At 41.7% G+C, this 20,361-nt stretch carries 18 protein-coding genes; 6 read left to right on the forward strand and 12 right to left on the reverse strand.

The features are described 5' to 3' along the window. Positions 1-87 precede the first annotated feature (87 nt). From pilQ to KUG63_RS00445, 5 genes are read right to left on the reverse strand one after another with little or no spacing between them, the layout of a single operon-like run. Positions 88-2,214, reverse strand: coding sequence for a type IV pilus secretin PilQ (pilQ, locus tag KUG63_RS00425; RefSeq protein ID WP_073024213.1), 2,127 nt, complete (start codon positions 2,212-2,214; stop codon positions 88-90). A 44-nt stretch (positions 2,215-2,258) separates the two neighbouring features. Further along, the gene (locus tag KUG63_RS00430) at positions 2,259-2,789 is read right to left on the reverse strand and encodes a pilus assembly protein PilP (RefSeq protein WP_020931776.1); all 531 of its coding nucleotides are present in this window, start codon (positions 2,787-2,789) and stop codon (positions 2,259-2,261) included. After that, positions 2,789-3,373 (reverse strand): type 4a pilus biogenesis protein PilO, encoded by a 585-nt coding sequence (locus KUG63_RS00435; RefSeq protein ID WP_020931775.1) that lies wholly within the window; start codon positions 3,371-3,373, stop codon positions 2,789-2,791. Before KUG63_RS00435 ends, KUG63_RS00430 begins: the two co-directional genes overlap by 1 nt. Beyond that, entirely contained in the window at positions 3,374-3,928 is a 555-nt protein-coding gene (locus KUG63_RS00440; RefSeq protein WP_020931774.1) for a PilN domain-containing protein, read from the reverse strand. After that, a complete protein-coding gene (locus tag KUG63_RS00445) occupies positions 3,928-4,989 on the reverse strand; it encodes a pilus assembly protein PilM (protein ID WP_073024144.1) in 1,062 nt (353 codons plus the stop codon). The genes KUG63_RS00440 and KUG63_RS00445 overlap by 1 nt, the downstream gene beginning before the upstream one ends. A 414-nt stretch (positions 4,990-5,403) precedes the next feature. On the opposite strand from KUG63_RS00445, the gene KUG63_RS00450 reads away from it, so the two are divergent. Then, on the forward strand, positions 5,404-7,725 hold the full coding sequence (locus KUG63_RS00450) for a penicillin-binding protein 1A (protein WP_258954355.1): 2,322 nt from the start codon (positions 5,404-5,406) through the stop codon (positions 7,723-7,725). Between the two features lie 75 nt (positions 7,726-7,800). Here the strand turns inward: KUG63_RS00450 and KUG63_RS00455 are convergent, their stop codons facing one another. The 3 genes from KUG63_RS00455 to rpmE form a co-directional block, all read right to left on the reverse strand. Next, entirely contained in the window at positions 7,801-9,093 is a 1,293-nt protein-coding gene (locus KUG63_RS00455) for a citrate synthase (RefSeq protein WP_020931771.1), read from the reverse strand. A gap of 95 nt (positions 9,094-9,188) precedes the next feature. Continuing rightward, positions 9,189-10,640 (reverse strand): M48 family metalloprotease, encoded by a 1,452-nt coding sequence (locus KUG63_RS00460; protein ID WP_073024148.1) that lies wholly within the window; start codon positions 10,638-10,640, stop codon positions 9,189-9,191. Between the two features lie 81 nt (positions 10,641-10,721). Next, positions 10,722-10,928, reverse strand: coding sequence for a 50S ribosomal protein L31 (rpmE, locus tag KUG63_RS00465; RefSeq protein ID WP_015004861.1), 207 nt, complete (start codon positions 10,926-10,928; stop codon positions 10,722-10,724). A gap of 148 nt (positions 10,929-11,076) precedes the next feature. Between rpmE and KUG63_RS00470 the strand changes: the two genes are divergently transcribed. Together KUG63_RS00470 and KUG63_RS00475 are read left to right on the forward strand one after the other, a co-directional pair. Then, the gene (locus KUG63_RS00470; RefSeq protein WP_020161603.1) at positions 11,077-11,853 is read left to right on the forward strand and encodes an exodeoxyribonuclease III; all 777 of its coding nucleotides are present in this window, start codon (positions 11,077-11,079) and stop codon (positions 11,851-11,853) included. A 2-nt stretch (positions 11,854-11,855) separates the two neighbouring features. Continuing rightward, entirely contained in the window at positions 11,856-13,403 is a 1,548-nt protein-coding gene (locus KUG63_RS00475; RefSeq protein ID WP_277642503.1) for an AmpG family muropeptide MFS transporter, read from the forward strand. Between the two features lie 39 nt (positions 13,404-13,442). Here KUG63_RS00475 and KUG63_RS00480 read toward each other — a convergent pair whose 3' ends face one another. From KUG63_RS00480 to metX, 3 genes are read right to left on the reverse strand one after another with little or no spacing between them, the layout of a single operon-like run. After that, entirely contained in the window at positions 13,443-13,883 is a 441-nt protein-coding gene (locus KUG63_RS00480) for a DUF4426 domain-containing protein (RefSeq protein WP_016390268.1), read from the reverse strand. Further along, complete coding sequence (metW, locus tag KUG63_RS00485) at positions 13,873-14,487, reverse strand: methionine biosynthesis protein MetW (protein ID WP_015004857.1); 615 nt, start codon at positions 14,485-14,487, stop codon at positions 13,873-13,875. Before metW ends, KUG63_RS00480 begins: the two co-directional genes overlap by 11 nt. After that, a complete protein-coding gene (gene metX / locus KUG63_RS00490) occupies positions 14,484-15,623 on the reverse strand; it encodes a homoserine O-succinyltransferase MetX (protein WP_073024152.1) in 1,140 nt (379 codons plus the stop codon). Before metX ends, metW begins: the two co-directional genes overlap by 4 nt. A 114-nt stretch (positions 15,624-15,737) precedes the next feature. On the opposite strand from metX, the gene KUG63_RS00495 reads away from it, so the two are divergent. The 3 genes from KUG63_RS00495 to KUG63_RS00505 all read left to right on the forward strand — a co-directional run bounded on the left by KUG63_RS00495 (position 15,738) and on the right by KUG63_RS00505 (position 19,495). Continuing rightward, entirely contained in the window at positions 15,738-17,381 is a 1,644-nt protein-coding gene (locus KUG63_RS00495; protein WP_287553623.1) for a nitrite/sulfite reductase, read from the forward strand. Continuing rightward, a complete protein-coding gene (locus tag KUG63_RS00500) occupies positions 17,368-17,820 on the forward strand; it encodes a DUF934 domain-containing protein (RefSeq protein ID WP_015004854.1) in 453 nt (150 codons plus the stop codon). Before KUG63_RS00495 ends, KUG63_RS00500 begins: the two co-directional genes overlap by 14 nt. A 184-nt stretch (positions 17,821-18,004) precedes the next feature. Further along, positions 18,005-19,495: a choice-of-anchor I family protein gene (locus KUG63_RS00505; RefSeq protein ID WP_287553625.1), complete on the forward strand. Its 1,491-nt coding sequence runs from the start codon at positions 18,005-18,007 to the stop codon at positions 19,493-19,495. Positions 19,496-19,573: 78 nt separating this feature from the next. Here KUG63_RS00505 and KUG63_RS00510 read toward each other — a convergent pair whose 3' ends face one another. After that, positions 19,574-20,356: a divergent polysaccharide deacetylase family protein gene (locus KUG63_RS00510; RefSeq protein ID WP_016390265.1), complete on the reverse strand. Its 783-nt coding sequence runs from the start codon at positions 20,354-20,356 to the stop codon at positions 19,574-19,576. Between the last annotated feature and the right edge of the window lie 5 nt (positions 20,357-20,361).

A 20,361-nucleotide genomic window follows, 5' to 3' on the forward strand; every position in this document is an offset into this window, starting at 1 on the left:
CATAGCGCGTGCAATGTATTACTTACAACAAGTACAAGCACATAAAAAAACGGGGCTTAGCCCCGTTTTTTTATCCATCTATCGTTTTTAATTAACCGCTAAATTATCTTTTAATATTTTAGGTGTAATGAAGAATAAAAGCTCTCTGTTATTATCTTGCTTAAAGTCTTTCTTAAATAACACCCCAACACCCGGCAAATCTCCAAAGAAAGGAACTTTACGAACACTGTGATCTTTCGAACGCTCATAGATACCCCCTAAGACAACTGTATCGCCATTATTTACCAGTACTGTCGTATCTACTTCCTGTGTATTAATTGGCACACCACCCGGTTGAACATTTGAGAAATCTGGCGAGTCCTTCGTTATATTTAACTCTAAGTTAATGCGGTCATCTGGTGTAATTCTTGGCGTCACCGATAACTTTAACTCTGCCTCTTCAAAACTCGTTGAAGTAGCGCCCGAAGAGGATGCCTCTTGAAATGGAATTTCAACACCTTGACTGATTTCAGCTTCAATTTGATCAGACGTAATAACACGGGGGCTTGAAATAACTTCACCTTTTGCTTCCGTCTGTAATGCTGATAGCTCTAATTGCAACAATGAACTTCCAATCTTACCAACTACAAATTGAATGGCCCCCGCTGGCGATGCTGCGGGCAAATCCACTAATAAACCTTCACTGCCGTTTACATCAAAAATATTCCCCCCTGCAACCTCAACACCATTTCCTAGGGCACCAGCAGCAATTGCAATTGAGTCATTACTTTGATCAACACCACTTAAACCAAACCTTACCCCCAAATCTCGTGTAAAGTCATCATTTGCAATCACAATTCTTGACTCAATCATCACTTGGCGAACAGGGCGGTCTAAACGCTCAATAATTCTACGAATTTCAACTAATTTATCCGTTGTTTCTTGAACCAATAAAGTATTCGTTCTTTGATCAACAGAAACTCCTCCTCTACTTGAGATTAGTTTTGTATTCGAATTGCTATCCCCGCTGCCACCCGTTGATTTTAGGATGGTCACCAAATCAGAGGCTTTCGCATAACTAATCTCAAAAAACTCCGTCAATAATGGTGATAGCTCTACTACTTGTTTTTTAGCTTCCAACTCTAATTTTTCTTGTGCCGCTACCTCTGCCTGCGGCCCAACCATCATAACGTTACCTTTTACACGCTTAGCTAAGCCTTTACTTTTTAAAATAATATCTAAAGCCTGGTCCCATGGCACATTATTTAACCGTAAAGTCACGCTACCACCCACTGAGTCACTAGCCACCAAATTCATATCCGTAAAGTCTGCAAGCAGTTGTAATACAGAGCGAACCTCTATGCTTTGGAAATTTAAAGATAACTTCTCCCCCGTATAAGGAAATTTATCTGCTGCCAACTCTTCTTGTTCTTGTTTTGTTAATGGCTTGAACTCAATAGTTAACAACTCGTTCATTTGATACGATAAAAACTCATAATGACCAATTGCCGCAATTGATAACTTTGTATCGCGACCAGATCGCATCACATCAATAGTTTTTACAGGTGTAGCAAAATCTAATACATCTAATCTATTAGCAAGCTCAGGAGGTAACGTAGTGTCTTTAATATCTACAATAACTTTGCCACCTTCCTGCTTAACATCCACAACCGAAGAGGTATTTGTAAGGCTCACCAAAACACGCCCTTCACCTTCTTCACCACGTCTAAAATCAACAGCACTAACTAGTTTATCTGTCGCTTTTACTGGTGCTATTGTTGCACTAGGGCTGCTAATCACAGGAGCACTGGTCACATTACCTAAAGTTATAAAAATGCTTTTACCTTCTACTTTCGTTGCATAAGGCGCAGCATCATTCAGGTTTAGTACCACTCGCGTTCTTCCTCCTGCTTCTAACGCTCTGACACTAATAGCTTTACCAATATTAATTGGTATGGTGGCTTTACCAACACCATTACTTACCCCTAAAAGATCTATAGCTATTCTAGCTGGGTTATCTGTACTAAAACTTTTCAACTGATCTGGTGCAGAATCCAGCGACAACTCAAGCTGTACTTTATTCCCAGGCAAACCAGAAAATTGAATGTCTTTAAGAACAGCTGCTTGTACCGACATCATTGACATTGAAGTCCAACATGCCATAGCAAATATTCCTTTTATTAGCCGAGCTTTTTGCTTTGCTATGCCCCATCCACTTGCATTTGACTTGTGCATGACTTTTCCCTTATTTACATGTTTCATTATCAATATTCTCTTCTTTATTCAACAAGAGCCAAAGAAGCTTCTCTTTCACGCCACTTACCCGTTGTCGTAGCTACCCATTCTGCAAGATTAATTTGATGGTCTTGTATAGCTGTAATTTTGCCAAAATTTTGACCTAAATAATTGCCGGCCTGAACGCGATGAATAACCCCATCATTCGCCTTCACTAGTGCCCACAACTCATTATTTTTGGAAAGGATGCCAACCATACGTAATGTATCTAACGGGTAAGCCTCTAACTCTTCTTTTGCTCTTTCTAGGTCAGGCCCAGGCCCCTCAACACTTGCCACTACATCAATTGCTTGGGGCTCTTCAAGCTTCTCAAAGGGGTTACGCAAGCCATCAGAAACATAGATGTATGATTCATATGATTTAATAATTGGCATTGGCTCAATTGGGGTTGCCGGCTTTGACTTTACTTGTGCAATATAAGTTTTTAAATCATCAAAATCTTCACTAACACATCCGCCCATCAAGGATATCAATGCAACAGAACTTAGTAGCTTACTCAAATTAAATCGGGCCATTATTTATCACCCTCGTCTAAATAACGATAGGTTTTCGCTATTGCATTCATTGTCATCTGCCCACTTTTCTCTGTAGGCTTTAGAGCCACATTGTGAAGCGTAACAATACGTGGTAATGCCGCTAAATTACTGACGAACTTTCCAAACTCGTGGTAACCACCCACCACTGTTAACTTGATTGGTTTTTCTGCATAGAAGTCTTTTCGTCTCTCAACTGAAGGCTGAAATAAGCTAAATTCCAACCCACTCGCTAAGCCTGCTTGCGAAACATCGACTAACAAATCAGCAATTTGTGTTTTATTAGGCAGCTGTTGCAACATAGCACCAAACTGCTGTTTCATATCAATGAGTTGTTGTTTATAAGCCTCTAAGTTTACTGCCTTCGCTTGTTTTCGCTCGAATGTTTTTTTTAAAACGATCTCTTGTTTCTCAGCTCGCTCCAAATCACTCAGCTGATCAAGCGTGTCATAGTAAATCCACGCAGCAATCAAAATGACGCACATTATTATTATAGACACTACCTTAATGCCAAAAGGCCAATTACCTGCTTCTTTAAAATCCCAGTTTATATCAGCTAAATTCATCTAATTTCCCTCCACGGGTTCCCCAACTTTAGCCTGGACGACTTTTAGGGTAAAACTGTTTGCATCAACGCCTTTTGAACGAATCACATTTAAGTCGGTCCCCTTAAGCCAAGGTGATTGTTCTAAATTTCGCATATAAGCAGACACTCTTGTATTCGATTGGGCACTACCCTCGATGCTTAGTTTTTCTCCACTTTGAGTAAATTTAGTAAGGCGCACACCCTCTGGTACCGTTTTAGCTAACTGATCAAACATATGTACAATTTCAGGCCGACTACTTTGCAAACGTTGAATGACTTCCATCCGAGCAAGCAACTTACTTTTTGTCCTATCAAGCGTTTGAATTTCCTTGATTCTTTTATCTAAAACAGATATCTCATTTTGAACAAAGTGATTACGATTATGTTGCGTCTCTATCAGCCCATCAATCGAAAAATGCACCACTGCCATTACAAAAATTGACACCAACACACCTAAACCCAGGAAAATCAAAAAGTCGACTTGGCGCTGCTTTCGCAGTTCTTCACGCCACGGAAGAAGGTTAATTTTAGCCATTAATCAAAACTCCTTAATGCAAGACCTGTTGCAATCATCATTGCTGGCGCATCATTACTAAGTGCTTGTGTCTTCACTTTCCCAGCCAACGACATCTGAGAAAACGGGTTCGCTACTGTCGCGGGAGTACCTAACTTTTCCTCCAACAATGCATCAACACCTAATAATGAAGAAGTGCCACCAGAAAGAATAATATGGTCTACGCTATGTTGTGCACTAGATGAGAAAAAGAATTGCAATGAACGTCCAATTTGTTGGCACATCACATCTTTAAATGGGTCTAACACCTCTGTTATATAACTGTCTGGCAAACCACCATGTTTTTTGGCCATCCCGGCCTCTTCGTACGAAAGTCCATATCGACGTTGAATCTCTTCTGTTAATTGTTTGCCACCAAAACCCTGCTCTCGAGAGTAAATTACTTTATTCTTATGAATAATATTAAGTGTCGTCACAGTGGAACCCGTATCAGCGATGGCAATCGTTGCCTCAGGACCATAATCAGGCAACCCGCTTTGCAAAAGTCCATAAGCATTTTCCAGTGCATATGCTTCCACATCCACTATTTTGGCCTTCAACCCAGCCAAATCCAATACTGCCACCCTATCATCTATATTCTCACGCCTTGATGCTGCCAGCTGCACATCTATTAAACCAGCATTTTTTTCATTTGGGCCAATAATACTAAAGTCTAGGTTAACTTCGTCCAGAGCGTAAGGGATATATTGGTCAGCAACCATTTCAACCTGCGCTTCAAGCTCCTCATCATTTTCAGGCACTGGGATTGTAACAATTTTAGTAATAACTGCAGAGCCAGAAACAGACAACGCAGCTTGCTTTAGTTTTGTACCTGAACGCTCAATAACCGTAGACAAGGTATGCCCGATAGCTTCAATATCTGCAAAATTATTATCAATAACCGCATTTTCAGGTAGCGCTGCAACAGCATAGCTTTCTACACGATAACGCGAACCATGCCGACTGAGTTCAATTAGCTTAATCGCTGATGAACTAACATCAATACCTAATACATTAGGGTTATTACGTTTGAAAAAAGACATCCTGTATTTCCCTTCTCTTTAATCGTTCTTATAATCACACAAAGAACTTTATAAACAATTTAAATATAACTAAACAATAAAATCAATAACTAACGGCGTTTTCTTTGAGTATAGCCTCACTTTTGAATATATGTACCTTTATTCTAAAAAAATTCATTAAGCCCCAGTTAATGTGATTTTCCTCACAATGCTTATACAATAGCTCACTTTCACTTAACCCTTCGGTTACTTTTACACCTAAAATTTAGAATGAATCAACAACCCAACGCTTCCTCACTTTTTAAAAAAATCAGCATATCTATTTTTTTGATAGGTGTGATTTTTATTGGTGCCCTCGGTTTATACATCAAATTTTCAATAATACCCGACCTCCCTGATGTCAATCTCTTAAAAAATATCCAGCTCCAAACCCCTATGAGCATCTACAGCCGAGACGGCTTACTCATTGCTAAATTTGGTGAAAAAAAACGCATTCCTACACGTTACGAAGACATTCCAACGACCCAAATCAATGCCTTTCTTGCCGCTGAAGATAAAGACTTCTTTCAACACTCAGGTGTCGATTTTATTGGGCTTCTGCGTGCCACAGGCCAGCTTCTATTAACTGGCGAGAAGAAACAAGGAGGCAGCACCATTACCATGCAGGTCGCCAGAAACTTCTTTCTCACGAAGAAAAAAACGTATTCGAGAAAAATACGTGAAATCCTCTTATCTTTTATTATTGAAAGAGAGCTAAGCAAACAAGACATTCTAACGCTTTATCTAAATAAAATTTACCTTGGCCATCGCTCGTACGGTATAGCAGCAGCCGCTCAAGTGTATTATGACTCAACACTGTCAGATCTCTCTTTAGCCCAGCAAGCAATGATTGCTGGACTTCCAAAGGCACCTTCCGCCTTCAACCCAATCTCCAACCCAGAGAGATCGCTCCTTCGCCGTAACTATGTTCTTAACCGATTACTAAGTCTTAACTACATTAGTCAACCGGAGTTTAATGCCGCCATTGCCGAACCCATTACCGCTCGCTTACATTCTGCTTCTGTGGAAATTGAAGCACCTTATGTTGCAGAAATGGTGCGCAATAAAGTTTATGAAATATATGGTGATGAAATTTATACCAGCGGCATGCATGTTGTCACCACTCTCGACAGCACTCACCAAAATGCTGCCAATCATGCCGTTAGAAAGGCCTTACACGCCTATGATCGGCGCCACGGGTATCGCGGTATTTTAGACCATATTGACTTAGACAATATCGACACCAACGACTTAGATTTAAGTCCTTTATCATCGTATAAAAAAATTGGTGAAACAGAACCCGCCATTGTGACCGCTTTAACGGACAAGAGCGTTACTGCCATCACCTCAGATAAAGTACTAGTCGAAATTACTTGGGAAAACCTGAAATGGGCATGGCCATATATCAACGAAAATAAGCAAGGCAAAAAGCCAACCTCAGCCGCTGAAATTTTGGCTGTTGGTGATATTATTCGGGTTCGTCAGCAACCTAATACTGATATTTTTGAGCTTACCCAAGTGCCTAACGTTTCTGGCGCGCTCGTTTCAATTAACCCAAACGATGGTGCTCTCACTTCTCTTGTTGGGGGCTATGATTATTACTCCAGTAAATTTAACCGTGCCTTTCAATCTCAACGCCAACCGGGGTCTGGCTTCAAACCTATTTTATACTCCGCCGCCCTATCTAAAGGCTATACAACGGCTACGTTGATTAATGATGCTCCTGTCGTTTTTGATGACGCAGGCCTCGAACAGCAATGGCGACCAGAAAATTATAGCGGCAAGTTCTTTGGCCCTACCCGTTTACGTGAAGCGCTTATTCACTCAAGAAACCTAGTCTCAATAAGAATTCTACGGGACATCGGCACAAAATATGTACGAAACTTTGCCGGACGTTTTGGCTTTAACCCCTCCTCACTACCAAACAACCTCTCCTTGTCCCTTGGTAGCGGTAGCGCTAACCCATACAAAATGGCAACCGCTTATTCTGTCTTTGCTAATGGCGGCTTCAGTGTAAGCCCTTATTTTATCCAACAAATTACTTCTGCCTCTGGCGAAATACTCTTCCAAGCTAATCCAGCTGTCGCCATCATCGACAAGCAAGAAACGCCACAAAGCAAAAATCTACTTGCCGACTCAGCAATGACAACGCCGCTAATAACGCCTACGCTATTAGATAACAACACACCCATTGACCCCATCGTTGAGCCTCCTATTAGAAAAGCTCCTCGTGTTATTTCCCCACAACTTCACTTTCTTATTAATTCTTTATTAAGGGATGTTGTCAACCGAGGAACCGGGAGAAAAGCCCTTTCTTTAGGTCGCTCAGACCTAGCAGGTAAAACGGGCACGACCAATGATCAAAGGGATGCTTGGTTCAATGGATTCAACCCTTCATTGGTTGCCGTTGCTTGGGTTGGCCTTGATAACGGCAAACCATTAGGCAATAGAGAAACAGGTGGCCGCGCCGCCTTACCTATTTGGATTGACTTTATGAGGGAGGCACTTAAAAACACACCTAATATCCCCCTCTCACAGCCCGACGGCATTGTTGGTTTATTAATTAACTCTGAGACAGGGTTAAAAACAAACCCTTCAAACCCAAAAGCTATTTTTGAATATTTCCGAGAAGAAAATACACCGCCAGCTGATAATAAAAATAATGAATTCAGTAACTCGTCCCTAGGAAAACAACCCTCCATCGAAGAGTTATTCTAAAACACGCGATCTAGCTACCAAAAAAAACGCACTTAAAAGTGCGTTTTTTGTAGCAATTATTAAACGTTACGGCTATTAACGTTCGTCCAGTGACACATAATCACGTTTTGGAGAACCTTTGTATAGCTGACGTGGACGACCAATTCTACCGTTTGGATCAGCCATCATTTCTAACCAATGTGACACCCAACCAGATGTTCTAGCAAGTGCAAACATCACCGTGAACATACTGACAGGAATACCAAGTGCCTTATAAATAACACCCGAATAAAAATCAACATTTGGATACAACTTACGCTCAACAAAATACTCATCTTTCAATGCAATTTCTTCAAGCTTCATTGCTAATTCAAACATCGGATCTTGCGTGCCCGTCTCTTCAAGCACCTCGTAGCATACCTTTCTAATAATCGTTGCTCTAGGATCAAAATTCTTATATACACGATGTCCAAAACCCATGAGTTTAAATGGGTCATTCTTATCTTTGGCTTTTTCTAAGAATTTAGGAATATTTTCCACACTGCCAATTTCGTCCAGCATTGTCAGCACCCCTTCATTAGCACCACCATGGGCAGGCCCCCATAACGCTGCAATACCCGCTGAAATACAAGCAAATGGGTTTGCACCTGTACTGCCTACCAACCTAACTGTTGAAGTACTCGCATTTTGCTCATGGTCAGCATGCAAAATAAACAATAGATTCAGGGCTTTTGCTGCAATCGGGCTAACGACATAATCCTCACAAGGTACTGAAAACATCATGTACAGTAAGTTTTCACAATAATCTAAATCATTACGCGGGTAGACAATTGGCTCACCGATTGAGTGCTTATAACAAGCCGCAGCAATCGTAGGTAATTTAGAAATCAGCCTGTGCGCCGAAACCATCAAGTGCTCTTCATCATTCATGTTTAAACCATCATGATAAAAAGCCGCTAACGACCCTACCACACCCATCATCATAGACATAGGATGAGCATCATGACGAAAACCATCAAAGAACTTTTTCAACGACTCGTTAATCATCGTATGACGGCGAATAATATTACTGAAAGTTGCAAACTCTTCCGCATTTGGCAATTCACCATGAATTAACAAATACGCTGTCTCGATATAGTTACTATTTTCAGCCAACTGCTCAATGGGGTAGCCGCGATGCAACAACACGCCTTTATCGCCATCAATAAACGTAATTTCACTTTCACAACTTGCAGTTGTTCCAAAACTAGGATCGTGTGTGAAGTACCCTAGTTCACCCGGTATTCCTTTAACATCAATGGTTGAATTACCAAGCGTGCCCTCAAGTAATGGCAGCTCTACACTTTTCCCAGTTGTATTATCTGTTAGCGTTAAATTTTTTGACGACATTTATAACTCCCTATCTATAAATAGTGCTATCTCACTACTTACGCGCAATAAAAACATGCACTCATTAAAAATAATTTGAAAACTTACTCATGATTTTAACGAACTATCTTAATCAGGTCACCTAGTTTGGGCTCACGATTCGGAAAAAGATCATTCAAAAGCCTCAGTTGGTCTTCTACATGGTGAGTGATCGGCGAGTTTTTAGCCAGCAGCTTTATACTTTTATTATGTTGGCCAACCTTCACTAACACCACCTTTAACTCTTTTGCGACTTTTCTATCCTTAGCATTCAACCTTGAAAAGCTTTTAATGCTCGTAAGCACTTGCTTATCAACCTCTACAAATCTATCAGCTCGTTTTGTTGTCGCAAAAAAGACAAACGCCCTTAAGCCATCAAATACCACGGCTATTCGAACCTTGCCTTGCCCATATGGTGTTTTACCGTTAACTATCGCCTGATAGCCAGCTAACTGACCCACTGAAAAAGGCTTTTCACTGAGTGTTTTTGTTATTCCTAAGCGAGTTCTTAGAAACTCCTTAGGGGTTATTTTTTTATTTAAATCTTCTAACGTTAATTGCATCAACGCATCGTTGTTAGGGGTTGATGCAGCAATTGCGTTCGGCTTGTTCAAAATAAGCCACTGACTAGGAAACGTCAGTTTAAAATTCATCTCAGGGTGATAAAAGTGACGCCCACGAATGATTCCATCTTTCTCGCTGTCGCCAAATGTTAAGCCCTCTATTTTTTTTAAAAACGTAGTGTCTTGACCAGTCGTTCCTGAAACAACTGATGAAGCCCCTGCTCCACTTAACACTTGTTGCAAACGGGTATCATTATCGGGGTGGGTTGAAAACACACCGTGATAAGCTCGTGGCTCACGGCCTTGCTCAATAGCTAGTTTTTTATCGAACAACTCTTGATTCTTTAACGTTGAGATAACTTGTCGCATGGCAGAGGCACGATACCCCGCATTAATCAGGTACTGAACCCCTAAACCGTCGGCTTCTAACTCGTGTTCACGCCCATAACCTCTGACTATGCCCGTGCCTAACATATTCGTTAATTGTCCAGCCCCCTGCACCCCAGATGCGGCCGCAATAAGGCTTCCAATGATATTTGTTGTCGTTGCTAGGCTATGCTGACGAACAGAGTGTCTCGCTGTGACATGACCTAATTCATGACCCAACACGGCAGCCAACTCAGCCTCACTATTAAGGTACACCAATAAACCTCGAGTAATATAAATATAGCCGCCGGGTAATGCAAAAGCGTTGACTTGAGTGCTATCTAATAAGGTAAATCGGTAAATTAAGTTTTGTCGATGGCTAACACGTGCAACCCGATCACCCACCGATTGCACATACTGCTGAAGCTCTGGGTCATCATAGCGACGATATGCCTTCATTACTTGCTGACTATGCTGCCGACCTAAGGCCAGTTCTTCTTGCTCTGACATTAAGACAAAGTCACGCTCTCCCGTTACTGGGTTAACCGAGCAGCCAACACAGAGTAATACGATTATGACAATACTATAACGACTTACCATGCCTCCTCCCTAAAACACTTAAGCAAAAAAAATGCTACCTATAAGGTAGCATTTTTTTCAACTATACGCTTTAGCGTCAACTTATCCACGCTGATAACGTTTATTAAACTTATCAACACGGCCAGCCGTATCAACAATACGCTGTTTACCGGTATAAAATGGATGACACTCTGAACAAGATTCAATATGCAGTTCAGACTTACTGAGTGTTGAACTAGTTTTAAAAGCATTCCCGCAACTACAAGTAACGGCTACTTCGTTATATTCTGGGTGTGTATCTGGTTTCATAGTATTCTCTAAAAATCTGTGGCAGGACAGTACCGTCCTTAAGCTTGGTCGCGCATCATACGAAAAATGTTAGCTTTTAGCAAGTCCTTTCATTGTTACCTTTGTTCGGTATGATGTCTAATTTTATTAATTGTTCAGAAAACCCCTCATGAAAATTGTTTCAATCAATATTAACGGCATTCGCGCTGGCGAAAGAAAAGGCTTTTTTAACTGGGTACAACAACTCGATGCTGATGTACTGTGCTTACAAGAAATAAAGGCCCAAGAAGATCAACTAACTGCCGATACCTTCTGGCCCGCTAATTACCATTGTTTCTACCATCCTGCCGAAAAGAAAGGTTACAGCGGCGTCGCCATTTTTTCCAAACAAAAGCCTGACAATGTAACTAAAGGTATTGGTTGGGAAGACTTTGATGCCGAGGGTCGCTTTATTGAAGCCGCCTTTGGCAACCTAAGGGTATCATCTATTTACATGCCATCGGGGTCCTCAAAAGAATCCCGCCAAGCCTTTAAGTACGACTTAATGGATCGATTAATGCCCGTTCTACAAGAAAAACAAAAAGATGGCAAACAACATATTATTTGTGGGGACTGGAATATTGCACATAAAAAAATAGACATTAAGAACTGGCGCGGCAATCAAAAAAACTCTGGTTTTTTACCCGAAGAACGCGCCTGGCTAGACGAGCTATTTGGCAAAGAAGGCTGGGGTGATGCCTTTCGCCTTGTGAACCAAGAAGCCGAACAATATACATGGTGGTCCAACCGAGGACAGGCGTGGGCCAATAACACTGGCTGGCGGATAGATTACCAAGTTATTTCAGAAAACTTAAAAAATACGGTTGCCAATGCATCCATCTATAAAGATGAGCGGTTTTCTGACCATGCCCCCTTGATTGTTGATTACGACATCCCTACAGCCTAATTATGCCGATCTCTATCGCCCAAGGAAGTTGGCTAGGCTCTATTCGTGCCTTCTGCCAACCACCCGTCATAGCGATGCTATTTTTAGGTCTGTCTGCAGGCATTCCACTCCTATTAATTTTTTCTTCATTAGGCTTATGGCTGCGCGAAGCTGGCATTGAGCGTGCTACTGTTACTTATTTTAGTTGGGCTGCTTTGGGCTATTCTTTTAAGTTTGTTTGGGCACCCTTGGTTGATAAATTACCACTGCCTTTTTTAACCACTTGGCTCGGCTATCGACGAAGCTGGATTTTATTTTCACAGCTAATGATTATCATCTCGATTTGCTTGATGGCGTTCATAGATCCGCACCAAGATGACCTAGTTCTCATGGCTTTTGCCGCTATTTTGCTCGGTTTCTCTTCAGCGACGCAAGATATTGTTATTGATGCTTATCGCATTGAATCAGCCGAGAGCAGCCTACAGGCGCTGATGTCATCTAGCTACATTGCCGGCTATCGGATTGGCATGATTGTTTCTGGTGCTGGCGCGTTATTGCTAGCCAACCACTTAGGGTCCAGTATAGACAGCTACAGCTATAGTGCATGGCAGTGGACCTACCTATGTATGGCCAGCATCATGTTGATTGGCGTTATCACAACACTTTTGATATCTGAGCCCCGTCAAAAAATTCACTCCAATTTTTTCCACGACACCCGTGAGCATGTCCAGCTATTAACGCTTTTCACCTTGGCTGTTACGGGTTTTATTGCTGTTTATTTTTTTAGCGCCGATACGGCAAACCAACTCAAAGCAGAGCTCACCACGCTTTTCTCAAACAGACCCCTAGCCAGTGTTTTAGTCGAATTCTTCCGCCTTGGACTGGCACTGGCAGGTGCAAGCCTTGTCACCCGCCTGCTGATATCAAGTGGGCTTATTTCTTATACACTGGTCACCAAAACTTACATAGAACCCGTTAAAGACTTTTTCTCACGTTATGGTTATTCAGTTGCTTGGCTGCTACTGGCTTTGGTTGGCTTGTATCGAATATCTGATATTGTTCTAGGCGTCATTTCAAACATCTTTTATCAAGACCTTGGCTTCAGTAAGCCCGAGATCGCGAGCGTGGTAAAAACATTCGGACTACTGATGACTCTTCTGGGTGGTTTTATTGGCGGCTTACTTGTTTTACGTTTCGGCGTGATACGAATTTTGTTTATCGGCGCCTTACTATCTGCACTGACTAACTTGCTCTTTATGCTGTTAGCACAAATAGGTCACAATATGCCTATGCTTTACCTTGTGATTTCTGCTGATAATTTGTCTGCTGGTCTTGCTAGCGCTGCCTTCATTGCTTTTTTATCGAGCCTCACCAATGTTTCATTCACCGCCGTACAGTACGCCATTTTTAGTTCTTTGATGACCTTGCTCCCCAAAATATTAGGTGGCTACTCTGGTTCGATGGTTGAATTATTTGGCTATGAACAATTTTTCCTAATCACCGCGTTAATGGGGGTCCCTGTCCTTGTGCTGATCAGTTGGATTAATAAACACATTAAACTAAACGTTTAAAGGGACGTAAAAAACTACGGCACCTTGATGAATAGCTGACTAATCAACATAAAACTGTTGTTTAAAACTCAATTCCAGCGGTTTTATTACACCTTTTGGTTTTAGGCTGATATTAAATGTCACCACTTCTTTGTTCGACACTCTAAACTCACTTAAATAATAAATAGCCTTTCCTTCCGCTACTCTTCTTGATTCAAGAGTCTTTAACTGGCCCGCACGGTTAACGGCCGTTACTTTAACGTCTGCATTAACTGCTTGAGGCAACTGGCCCGGGTGTGGCTTCTTTTGAACCGACAGGTTTAACACCCCTTTATAACGGCTCCGCAAAATGCCATAAGCCGTAGCCATTTGTGGCGGCAAGGTATCAGCAGTAAACGCATTGTAATACACAATATAGTCACCAAAATCGTAAGCATTTTCTGCTGTACTCAATGTTGGGCATAACAATAAAAGTAATAAAAAGTATTTTTTAAATCGCATCTTTTTTTCCATCAAGTTGATAGAGTGCCACTTCGCCAAATAAATTAGGCCATAGCTTCATTAATGTACTTGGTCGATGATCATAATCCATGATCCCTTTTTTAGAAATCACCATTGAACGTTGATGACAAAACTGTTCAAAATCACTCACTGTACATAAATGTATGTTTTTTGTATCGTACCATTCAGCCGGTAAAGCCTTAGAAACGGGCATCCGCCCTTTCAGCGAAAGGTAAAGGCGACAGCGCCATAAACCAAAGTTTGGGAACGTCACTATACTTTTTCGTCCTACCCGCAGCATTTCCTCCAGTGTTTTATCTGGTCGATGCAGCGCCTGTAATGCTTGGGTCATAATCACGTAATCAAATGATCCATCAGCAAAATCAGTTAAACCTGCATCCAAGTCTGTCTGAATAATATTGACGTTCTTTTTTAAACAACTCAAGACATTCTGTTGGTCTATTTCTACCCCATAGCCCGTCACCTGCCGATTTCTTTGCAACCAATCGAGTAACGCACCATCACCACAACCTAAATCTAGCACCCTAGAGCCCGGCTCTACCCAATCGCAAATTTTTTCTAGTTCGGGCCTAAGCTCACTCACGGCGACACCTCAATATTTCGCATAAAGGCACCAAATGCATCGAGATAGTCGTCATTGTGCACTAAAAATGCATCATGCCCATAATTCGACTCAAACTCTAAGTAGCTAACATCTCGACCCGCCTCGGTTAATGCACTGACAATCTCTTTTGAACGAGCAGGTGAAAAACGCCAATCTGTAGTAAACGAGGCTAAAAAGAATTTTGCTTGAACTTTCTCAAATACAGCAGATAAATCGCCCCCCTCTTTTTCAGCAGGGTCAAAATAATCTAACGCCTTGGTCATTAATAAATAAGTGTTCGCATCGAAACGGTTAGCAAAAGATTCTCCTTGATATCGCAAATAGCTTTCTACTTGAAACTCAACACCGTAATCATATTTAAGTTGATCGTTTTTTAGTTCTCGACCAAATTTATCACCCATTGCATCATCAGATAAATAGGTTATATGCCCCAACATTCTTGCGACCTTTAAACCATTAGCCGGCACCGTATTATGATCATAATAACGACCGCCGTGAAAATCAGCGTCACTCATAATAGCCTGTCTCGCGACCGCATTGAAGGCGATATTTTGTGCTGATAATTTAGGGGCAGACGCAATGACGATGGCATGGCGTATCATATCTGGAAATTGAATCGCCCATTGCAACGCCTGCATACCTCCTAAACTGCCGCCCGCTACAGCGGCCCATTGACTGATACCGAGCTTATCTGCCAGTCTTTTTTGATAGTTAACCCAATCAACAACGGTCACTATTGGAAAGTCTTGACCGTAAGCTTGCGAGGTTTTCGGGTCAATACTTCGCGGCCCTGTTGAACCACTGCAGTGGCCCAAATTACAGGGCGAGACCACAAAAAACCGGTTCGTATCAATTGCTTTTCCCGGCCCTATGCATATATCCCACCAGCCTGGCTTTGAGTCGCCTTCATGATGATACCCAGCTGCATGATGATCTGCCGATAAGGCATGGCAAATTAGAACCGCATTATCTGCTGCCGAATTTAACCTGCCATAGGTTTCATAAACAATATCGTATTGCTCAATGAGCCTACCACTCTCCAACGATAACGGCTCGTCAAAATGAAGGGTTTGTGGCTCAACAATACCCACTGAATTTGTTTTAATATTAGACAATTTATTCTTTTAAGTTATAATAATATCAGTTAATATTATTTTTAATTATATCAAAAACCCTTTATATTCACCGGCCTAGTATGAATTTACTGCGCCTTAAGCGACGATAATAACATGTACCTGTATAACGAATTTGATCAAACTCTTGTCAACGAACGCGTTGAACAATTTCGCGATCAAACAAAGCGGTTCTTAAATGGCGATCTAACGGAAGAACAATTTCGCCCCTTACGCCTTATGAATGGTTTATACATTCAAACACATGCGCCAATGTTGCGCATCAATATACCGTACGGCTTATTATCAAGTAAACAGCTTCGCATGCTTGCCCACGTTTCTCATAAGTATGACAAAGACTACGGACACTTTACGACTCGCCAAAACATTCAGTTTAATTGGCCAGAGCTAAAACGGGTGCCCGATATTCTTGCTGACTTAGCAAGCGTGCAAATGCATTCTATTCAAAGTAGTGGCAATTGCATCCGAAACACGACTGCAGACCCACTAGCCGGCGTTTGTGCAGATGAAATTGAAGACCCAAGACCCTATTGCGAAATAATTCGTCAATGGTCAACTTTACACCCAGAGTTTTCATACCTGCCACGCAAATTTAAAATTGCCGTAAGCGGTTCACCAAAAGATCGTGCCGCTACGCAAGTACACGATATTGGTCTACATCTTAAAAAAAATGCTGATGGCAACATCGGTTTTGAAGTTTTAGTTGGTGGAGGACTTGGGCGCACCCCCGTTATTGGTCAAACAATTAACAACTTTATTGCTGAAAAAGACCTCTTGTCCTACCTTGAAGCGATTCTTCGCGTTTATAACCGCTTTGGCCGCAGAGATAATAAATACAAAGCCCGTATTAAAATACTCGTTCGCGAAACAGGCTTAGATACTTTTAAAGAACAGGTCGAAGCAGAATGGGCTTCCATCCGAGACAGTCAATTAACGCTAACCGACGATAACATTCAACGTGTAAAACGTTACTTCACACCACTAAATTACGAAACAGCTAACGATGAGGCTTTAGAGCAACACTTGGCTAATAGCGGTGCTTTTCGTCAGTGGTTTCAACAAAATACTAAAGCGCACAAACAATCCGGTTACCGTATTGCCTTTGTTTCGCTTAAATCACCAAAGCGTCCGCCGGGCGATGTAACCAAACAGCAAATGGAACTCATCGCCGATTTGGCTGACCAATATAGTTTTGGCCAGATCAGAACCACTCACGACCAAAACCTTGCATTAACCGATGTAAAATCCTGTGATTTATATGCCCTTTGGCAGCAATTAGCCGAGCATGACCTTGCGACAGCAAATATTGGCACGATTACCGATATGATTTGCTGCCCCGGTCTCGATTTTTGTAGCTTAGCAAATGCCAGCTCTATTGATATCGCACAAGGTATTACTGACCGTTTTACTGACAGCGCCATTGACGCTGGTAATATCAGCCTCAAAATGTCTGGTTGCATGAATGGCTGTGGCCACCATAGCATCGGTGAAATTGGTATTTTGGGTGTCGATAAAAAAGGCGAGCAATGGTATCAATTAACTCTAGGTGGTTCCGATAGCCATCAAAGTAAATTAGGGGACAGGCTTGGAAAAGCCATTGCCAAAGATGGTGTAGTAGATGCTATTGACGACATTGTTCAGGTCTATAAAGCCAACAGAATAGATGATGAAAACTTTGCAAGCACACTGCAACGCATCGGATTACAACCGTTTAAGGATAAAGTGTATGACGCTCATTAAAAACAACGAAATCGTTCAAGACCGTTGGACCAAGCTAGACGAAGAGCAAGCTCTACAAGCAGACTATAACATCATCGATCTTGCCTATTGGAATGCCAATAAAGATTCCTTAATCGCCAGCAAAGGACATCTTGGCTTATGGGTTCAAGGCGATGAAAGTGCAGAACAATTTGCAGATGACTTACAATACTTTGAGCTTATCGCTATACACTTTCCAACATTTGTTGACGGTCGTGGTTACTCACTAGCGAAAATATTACGTGAAAAGCACCATTACACCAAAGAAATCAGAGCCGTTGGTGATGTCCTACCCGATCAGGCTCTTTATTTAACACGTGTAGGCTTCGATACACTTGAATTCTCAACTAAAGAAGCTGGTTCGCTTGCCTTAGAAAAATTAAATGAGTTTAGCGTTTTCTATCAGGCTGCTACCAACTAGCAGCCTTGCCCTTATCGTTATTTTTATCAAAATAACGACAAGATACGCAAAAAAACATATTACACCACTAGCTTGCTTCTTAGCTCCCTTGCCACGCTGTAACTAAAACACCCCCTAACCGTCACACAAGCGTCATAACCTGTTGGTACATTTGATGTCCCGTTTCAATGCATAAGGACATCCAATGGATTCACTAATAAAGCTCACTCTCGGCGTCAGCTTAACGCTTGGCATATCATTCTCTACACTTTCTTTTGCTGATATTAATATCGTTAAAAAAGGTCAATATACCGAGGAATGTGGCGGTGAAGAAAGTTGCACCGAGATTTCAGCTTTTAGTCCTGTGTCGAATAGGATTTACACCACCAATGCCGAAGAGAATGAACTCAAAATTCTTAATGTAGATAGTAACGGCTGGCTCTCCGAGCACAGCACTCTGACTTTGATTGGTGGCGGCCCAAACAGTGTTACTACCTACGGGAATTGGGTTGCTGTAGCCGTAGAGGCTGTCAATAAACAAGATGATGGCAACGTTCTTATCTATGACCTTGAAGGAAATTTACAGCGGATCATAAAAGCTGGCGCATTACCCGACATGCTGACATTTACCCCGAACGGTCAATTTTTAATTGTTGCTAACGAAGGAGAGCCTGACGATGAGTATAAAAATGACCCTGAAGGTACGGTAACTGTTATCAATACAAACACTTGGATGCCTGCAACGGCTGATTTTAATACGTTTAACAGTACTAAATTAAAAAACGTGCGTATTTTTGGCCCAGGTGCGTCAGTTGCCCAAGACCTAGAACCTGAATATATTACTGTTTCAGCCGACTCCAGTACGGCTTGGATTAGCCTGCAAGAAAACAATGCTCTAGCAAAACTAGACATTGCGTCAGCGACTATCACCGATATTTATGGCTTAGGTTACAAAAAACATCAACAAAATAAAAATGCCTTTGATGCCAGCAATAAAGATAATGCAATAAACATTCAAACATGGCCAACATACGGCATGTATCAACCCGATGCTATTGCAAGTTTCGAGTATAAAGGTTCAACTTTCATTTTATCTGCCAATGAGGGCGATGCTAGAGACTACGACGGTTACAGCGAAGAAGTGCGTGTTGAAGACCTAATATTAAACCCTGACGCATTCGAAAATGCTAGAGAGCTTCAACAAATAGAGAACCTGGGGCGATTAAAAACCACCACTGCCAATGGCGATATAAACAATGATGGGGCACATGAAAAGATTTACTCTTATGGCGCACGCTCTTTTTCTATCTGGGATGAAAAAGGGTCTCGAATCTATGACTCTGGGTCTGACTTTGAACGCTTCTTAGCCACCTATGCTGATAACAACGTTGATAATGAACCATGGGAAGAAGGACGTAGTGACGACAAGGGGCCTGAACCTGAATCTATTACTACCGGTGAGCTAAGCGGTAAAATTTATGCCTTTATTGGCTTAGAAAGAGCTAATGGTATTTTTATATATGACATCTCTAATCCGCGCAAACCAAAGCCTACCGGTTATATCAACATTGAGAAGCAAGGTGACATTGGACCAGAAGGGTTAATTTTTATTAAAAAAACTGAGTCTCATGGTTGGCTAATTGTTACTAATGAGATTAGTAACACGATTAGTATTTACGAAATAAGCATTGATTAACACAATGCTTTGTTAAAAAGTCCCTGCTGATAAAACCAGCAGGGACTTTTTGTGTTCATTGCTGAAACAGCGTGCAATTTAGTTAATGATCTTACCCACTACCATTTGTGCCGATCTTTTCCGAAGCTGATATGAAATAGGCTCAAGCTTCACCCCCCGTAAGGCTAATGTGGGTAACATTTCTTGCAATACACTTAATGTTTCTGGATATGGGTGACCAATGCCCACGGCATAACCGTTTTCTAAAGCTTGTTTAATCAATATATCAAACTGTTGTTTAATCTTTTCTTCATCAATAGTGTGGTCGAGAAAAACATCACGACTAAGGACGGGCACACCTTGTTCAACGGCAATTTGCGCGGCAATAGACTGCCCAGCAGTACGACTATCAACAAAAAAATAATTTCCCTGCCGCATTGTTTTCATCACCCATTCCATATGGCCAGGATGCCGTGTTAGCAAACTCCCTTGGTGATTATTCATACCGATTGCGTGAGGTACTTTATTAAACGCTTGCAACAGGGCCTGCTCCACCTCTTTTTCTTTCATATCAATGGCTAAGGCACCCTCTTCGGCAGCTTCTCCAAGGGTTGACTGCATTGGCATATGCAGCATAACTTCGTGCCCATGCTGATGCGCAAGATTGGCCAACTGTCTGGCTTTTGGTGCATTGGGTAAAACCGCATACGTTAAGTTGGCCGATAGATTAATCAGCTGCCGGCCTTCTTCTAAACGATAACCAATATCGTCAATAATAATACTGATAACCGCCTCTGGTTTTACTTCCTCGGCGTGGCTAGGCCCTATCAAAAAAACACAAGCGATCAATAAAAAAGTCCGAGCCATAATTAACTTTTCCACCGGTC

It is taken from the genome of Cycloclasticus sp. (genome assembly GCF_019090545.1).
GTDB lineage: Bacteria > Pseudomonadota > Gammaproteobacteria > Methylococcales > Cycloclasticaceae > Cycloclasticus > Cycloclasticus pugetii.

Excerpts from the sequence above, each read along its gene's own strand:
- pilQ (WP_073024213.1), bottom strand. The coding sequence starts at position 2,214 with ATGCACAAGTCAAATGCAAGTGGATGGGGCATAGCAAAGCAAAAAGCT.
- KUG63_RS00430 (WP_020931776.1), bottom strand. The coding sequence starts at position 2,789 with ATGGCCCGATTTAATTTGAGTAAGCTACTAAGTTCTGTTGCATTGATA.
- KUG63_RS00435 (WP_020931775.1), bottom strand. The coding sequence starts at position 3,373 with ATGAATTTAGCTGATATAAACTGGGATTTTAAAGAAGCAGGTAATTGG.
- KUG63_RS00440 (WP_020931774.1), bottom strand. The coding sequence starts at position 3,928 with ATGGCTAAAATTAACCTTCTTCCGTGGCGTGAAGAACTGCGAAAGCAG.
- KUG63_RS00445 (WP_073024144.1), bottom strand. The coding sequence starts at position 4,989 with ATGTCTTTTTTCAAACGTAATAACCCTAATGTATTAGGTATTGATGTT.
- KUG63_RS00450 (WP_258954355.1), top strand. The coding sequence starts at position 5,404 with ATGAGCATCTACAGCCGAGACGGCTTACTCATTGCTAAATTTGGTGAA.
- KUG63_RS00455 (WP_020931771.1), bottom strand. The coding sequence starts at position 9,093 with ATGTCGTCAAAAAATTTAACGCTAACAGATAATACAACTGGGAAAAGT.
- KUG63_RS00460 (WP_073024148.1), bottom strand. The coding sequence starts at position 10,640 with ATGGTAAGTCGTTATAGTATTGTCATAATCGTATTACTCTGTGTTGGC.
- rpmE (WP_015004861.1), bottom strand. The coding sequence starts at position 10,928 with ATGAAACCAGATACACACCCAGAATATAACGAAGTAGCCGTTACTTGT.
- KUG63_RS00470 (WP_020161603.1), top strand. The coding sequence starts at position 11,077 with ATGAAAATTGTTTCAATCAATATTAACGGCATTCGCGCTGGCGAAAGA.
- KUG63_RS00475 (WP_277642503.1), top strand. The coding sequence starts at position 11,856 with ATGCCGATCTCTATCGCCCAAGGAAGTTGGCTAGGCTCTATTCGTGCC.
- KUG63_RS00480 (WP_016390268.1), bottom strand. The coding sequence starts at position 13,883 with ATGCGATTTAAAAAATACTTTTTATTACTTTTATTGTTATGCCCAACA.
- KUG63_RS00495 (WP_287553623.1), top strand. The coding sequence starts at position 15,738 with ATGTACCTGTATAACGAATTTGATCAAACTCTTGTCAACGAACGCGTT.
- KUG63_RS00500 (WP_015004854.1), top strand. The coding sequence starts at position 17,368 with ATGACGCTCATTAAAAACAACGAAATCGTTCAAGACCGTTGGACCAAG.
- KUG63_RS00505 (WP_287553625.1), top strand. The coding sequence starts at position 18,005 with ATGGATTCACTAATAAAGCTCACTCTCGGCGTCAGCTTAACGCTTGGC.